The sequence below is a fragment of the Fibrobacter sp. UWB2 genome, from assembly GCF_002210425.1.
Taxonomy (GTDB): domain Bacteria; phylum Fibrobacterota; class Fibrobacteria; order Fibrobacterales; family Fibrobacteraceae; genus Fibrobacter; species Fibrobacter elongatus.
On sequence record NZ_MWQK01000012.1, the window covers coordinates 1 to 5064 of the forward strand.

Sequence of the window (5064 nt, forward strand, 5' to 3'; positions counted from 1 at the left end):
GAATCCAGCGGCGACCTACTCTCCCGGGCCCGGGGGCCAGGTACCATCGGCGATCTGAGGCTTAACTTCCGTGTTCGGGATGGGAACGGGTGTGACCCTCACTCGATAACCGCTGAAACAATCTCTTTGACATGGAAACTCAATCAGGCTTCAGTGCTGAAGCGTAGTGGGTCCGGGCTGCTCACGCAGTAGTAGAACCAAATCGTTGAAAGAAAGGAAAAGCGTCTCACGGGCTATTAGTACCGCTCGGCTCAACGTGTCGCCACGCTTACACCTGCGGCCTATCGACGTCGTAGTCTCCGACGGCCCTTCAGGGGGTTGCCCCCGCGAGACCTGATCTTGGGAATGGCTTCACGCTTAGATGCCTTCAGCGTTTCTCCAATCCGAACATGGCTACCCGGCAATGCCGCTGGCGCGACAGCCGGTACACCGGAGGTTCGTCCGTCCCGGTCCTCTCGTACTAAGGACAGCTTCCCTCAAGTCTCGAACGCCCACACCGGATAGGGACCAAACTGTCTCACGACGTTTTGAACCCAGCTCGCGTGCCGCTTTAATTGGCGAACAGCCAAACCCTTGGGACCTTCTCCAGCCCCAGGATGCGACGAGCCGACATCGAGGTGCCAAACCTCCCCGTCGCTATGAACGCTTGGGGGAGATCAGCCTGTTATCCCCAGAGTACCTTTTATCCATTGAGCAACGGCCTTTCCACGCTGTACCGCGGGATCACTAAGCCCTACTTTCGTACCTGCTCGACGTGTCCGTCTCGCAGTCAAGCTCCCTTATGCCTTTGTGCTCTGCGCGCGATTGCCGACCGCGCTGAGGGAACCTTTGGATGCCTCCGTTACCTTTTGGGAGGCGACCGCCCCAGTCAAACTGACCATCAGACACGGTCCCTGTCCCGGATGACGGGACGAGGTTAGATCTCAAAACGGGCAAGGGTGGTATTTCAAGGACGGCTCCCCGACGACTGGCGTCGCCGGCTCGTAGCCTCCCACCTATCCTACACATGCCAGCCCTAAAACCAATGTCAAAATACAGTGAAGGTTCATGGGGTCTTTCCGTCCAGGTGCGGGTTGCCGGCATCTTCACCGGCACTGCAATTTCGCCGAGTCCCGGGAGGAGACAGTGCAGAAGTCGTTACACGATTCGTGCAGGTCGGAACTTACCCGACAAGGAATTTCGCTACCTTAGGACCGTTATAGTTACGGCCGCCGTTTACCGGGGCTTCGATTCAGGGCTTCGCTTGCGCTGACCCCTCCTGTTAACCTTCCGGCACCGGGCACGTGTCAGACCATATACGTCCACTTGCGTGTTAGCATGGCCCTGTGTTTTTGGTAAACAGTCGCTTCTGCCGTTTCCCTGCGACCTCCAGAGGCTCCGCGCTGTTCACGCTCACCACCGGAGGCTCCCCTTATCCCGAAGTTACGGGGTTAATTTGCCGAGTTCCTTCTCCCGAGTTGTCTCGAGCACCTTAGGCTATTCGCCTCGTCCACCTGTGTCGGTTTACGGTACGGGCCTCCGTTCGCTCCCTTAGCGGTTTTTCCTGGCACGGTCCATCGCGGCGCCCCTTCCGGCCGAAGCCTTCCGGGGGTCCGGAGCCTGGGTCATGTGCTGGGGGGATTTGCCGCCCCAGCGACTCGCACTCCTTCAGCGGCATCCATCGGCCGCCCCGTGAATTCCCATGCGTCGCCGCGTCGGTAGTGACGCTTATCGGAGGGTCCAGGAATGTTAACCTGGTTGTCATCGGCTACGCCTCTCGGCCTCGTCTTAGATCCCGACTGACCCCGGGAGGATTATCCTTGCCCGGGAACCCTTGGACTTACGGTGTGCGGGTTTTTCACCCGCATTTTCGCATACTCATGCCAGCATTCTCGTTTCCGGTGCCTCCAGCGGGCATCGCCACCCGCCTTCCCAGGCCTGCGGAACGCTCTCCTACCGCCCTGTTGCCAGGGCCCACGACTTCGGTGACGTGCTTAGTCCCGATCATTTTTGGCGCGGAGCCGCTTGACCAGTGAGCTATTACGCTTTCTTTAAAGGATAGCTGCTTCTAAGCTAACCTCCTGGCTGTCTGTGCAGCTCCACATCCTTTCCCACTTGGCACGTACTTGGGGACGCTTAGTCGGTGGTCAGGGTTGTTTCCCTTTCGTCTACGGATCTTATCACTCGCAGGCTGTCTGCCATGCATCGCGTTCACGGTATTCGGAGTTTGATAGGGTTTGGTAAGCGGGTGTGCCCCCTAGTCCTGCCAGTGCTCTACCCCCGTGAAGCTAACATGACGCCATACCTAAATATGTTTCGGAGAGAACAAGCTATCGCCCAGTTTGATTGGCCTTTCACCCCTACCCACAGCTCATCCGAACACGTTTCAATGTATATCGGTTCAGCCCTCCACGGAATGTTACTTCCGCTTCAGCTTGGCCATGGGTAGATCACTAAGGCTTCGTGTCTGCCGTGTACGACTGGTCGCCCAGTTGAGACTCGCTTTCGCTTCGGCTCCGGACCTGAGGCCCTTAACCTTGCCGTACACGAGCAACTCGCTGGCTCATTAAACAAAAGGCACGCCGTCAGGAGGATGAATCCTCCCTCCGACAGAATGTATGCACGCGGTTTCAGGCGCTATTTCACTCCCCTCTCGGGGTGCTTTTCACCTTTCCCTCATGGTACTGTGCACTATCGGTCATCCGCTCGTATTTAGCCTTGGAGGGTGGTCCCCCCGTCTTCAGGCAGGATTTCACGTGTCCCGCCCTACTCTTCGACGGACGTCAGTTTCTAGATCGCTACAGGCCTGTCACCTGCTGTGGGGGGGCTTTCCATCCCGCTTCGCTTTCCGTCCACTGTACGCAACCCGTCTGGGCTCCTCCCGGTTCGCTCACCACTACTACGGGAATCTCGGTTGATTTCTTTTCCTCCGGGTACTGAGATGTTTCAGTTCCCCGGGTTTGCCTCCGCAGGGCTATGTATTCACCCTGAGGATACGCTTGCGCGTGGGTTTCCCCATTCGGAACCCCGGTAGTCAAAGGCCCTTTGCGCCTCGTACCGGACTTTCGGGGCTTGGCCCGTCCTTCGTCGCCGGCGGATGCCTAGGCATCCCCCGCGTGCATTCCTTCGCTTAAATCCTAATTCCAGCGATTCAGCTCTGTTCTGCCGCATGAGCAGCTCGAATCCACCTGTTTTTTTCTTGGTGCTTCAAGTCACTCTGTATGCTTGATTGCTTTGTTAGTTTCCATGCCGAAATTTCAATATTCTCAGTGACCTCGTTGGATCGCTGACTTGCGCCCGGAAGCGCTTCTGGAGCTAAGGAGACTCGAACTCCTAACATCCAGCTTGCAAAGCTGGCGCTCTACCAGTTGAGCTATAACCCCTGAAAGTGGGCCTGAATGGACTTGAACCATTGACCCCCGCCTTATCAGAGCGGTGCTCTAACCAGCTGAGCTACAGACCCGGGCTCTAAAAGAATCGGAGATGTACTTGGGTGACGACTTGTTGTCTCGAAAAACAGGCTGTTGGAACCTAAGTTCCAGATTTACTCCTTAAAGGAGGTAATCCAGCCGCACCTTCCGGTACGGCTACCTTGTTACGACTTAGCCCCAGTCAAAGGTCTTGCTTTAGGCGCTTGCACGACTTAGAGCACTCCCTTCTCCCATGGCTTGACGGGCGGTGTGTACAAGGCCCGGGAACGTATTCACCGTGGTGTGCTGACCCACGATTACTAGCGATTCCAGCTTCACGGAGTCGAGTTGCAGACTCCGATCCGAACTGAGGACGGCTTTGAGGATTGGCTCCGCCTCGCGGCGTTGCGACCCATTGTACCGACCATTGTAGCACGTGTGTAGCCCAGGATGTAAGGGCCATGAGGACTTGACGTCATCCACACCTTCCTCCGGGTTGTCCCCGGCAGTCTCTCCAGAGGGCCCCCTTGCGGGTGGCAACTGGAAACGTGGGTTGCGCTCGTTGCGGGACTTAACCCAACATCTCACGACACGAGCTGACGACAGCCATGCAGCACCTGTGCGGAACGTTGCATTGCTGCAAAACGGCGATCTCTCGCCGCGGCGTTCCCATGTCAAACCCTGGTAAGGTTCTGCGCGTTGCTTCGAATTAAACCACATGCTCCACCGCTTGTGCGGGCCCCCGTCAATTCCTTTGAGTTTCATACTTGCGTACGTACTCCCCAGGCGGCATACTTAACGCGTTGGCTACGGTACCCGGGGGAACCCCCGGACACCCAGTATGCATTGTTTACGGTGCGGACTACCAGGGTATCTAATCCTGTTTGCTACCCGCACTTTCGAGCCTCAGCGTCGATAAGTCCCCAGCAGGCTGCCTTCGCCATCGGTGTTCTTCCTGATCTCTACGCATTCCACCGCTACACCAGGAATTCCGCCTGCCCCTGAACTATCCAAGAGATCCAGTTCGGACTGCAGAACCGGGGTTGGGCCCCGGGATTGTACAATCCGCTTGAATCTCCGCCTACGCTCCCTTTACGCCCAGTAATTCCGAACAACGCTTGCACCCCTCGTATTACCGCGGCTGCTGGCACGAAGTTTGCCGGTGCTTCCTCTCAAGGTACATTCAATCCCTTACGAATAAGGGCCTTATTCCCTCATGACAGTGGTTTACACACCGAAATGCTTCTTCCCACACGTGGCGTTGCTGCATCAGGGTTTCCCCCATTGTGCAATATTCCCTACTGCTGCCTCCCGTAGGAGTCTGGGCCGTATCTCAGTCCCAATGTGGCCGATCACCCTCTCAGGCCGGCTACCGATCGTCGCCTTGGTGGGCCGTTGCCCCGCCAACTAGCTAATCGGACGCAAGCTCATCCCATACCGATAAATCTCTAGTCAACCCTCCATGCAGAGGGCCACTCTCCTGGACATTAACCGCGCGTTGGCACGGGTATTTCCTGATATGGGGCAGATTGCTTACGCGTTACTCACCCGTTCGCCGCTCGGCATTGCTGCCTCGCTCGACTTGCATGTATAAGACACGCCACCAGCGTTCGTTCTGAGCCAGGATCAAACTCTTCATTGATTTTTAAAATAGTCTGTCCTGTTTTTCGTAAAT

Annotated in this window: 2 tRNA genes and 3 rRNA genes; all 5 read right to left on the minus strand. The window is 56.7% G+C overall.

What is annotated here, in order from left to right:
- Window positions 1-2: 2 nt before the first annotated feature.
- The 5 genes from rrf to B7982_RS14705 all read right to left on the minus strand — a co-directional run bounded on the left by rrf (window position 3) and on the right by B7982_RS14705 (window position 5031).
- Window positions 3-117, minus strand: a 5S ribosomal RNA gene (gene rrf, locus B7982_RS14680).
- A 96-nt stretch (window positions 118-213) separates the two neighbouring features.
- Window positions 214-3117, minus strand: a 23S ribosomal RNA gene (locus B7982_RS14685).
- Window positions 3118-3289: 172 nt separating this feature from the next.
- Window positions 3290-3362 (minus strand) — tRNA-Ala (locus B7982_RS14695).
- 6 nt (window positions 3363-3368) lie between these two features.
- A tRNA-Ile gene (locus B7982_RS14700) sits at window positions 3369-3442 on the minus strand.
- A gap of 90 nt (window positions 3443-3532) precedes the next feature.
- Window positions 3533-5031 (minus strand): 16S ribosomal RNA (locus tag B7982_RS14705).
- The 16S, 23S and 5S rRNA genes sit together here with 2 tRNA genes alongside, the layout of an rRNA operon.
- Between the last annotated feature and the right edge of the window lie 33 nt (window positions 5032-5064).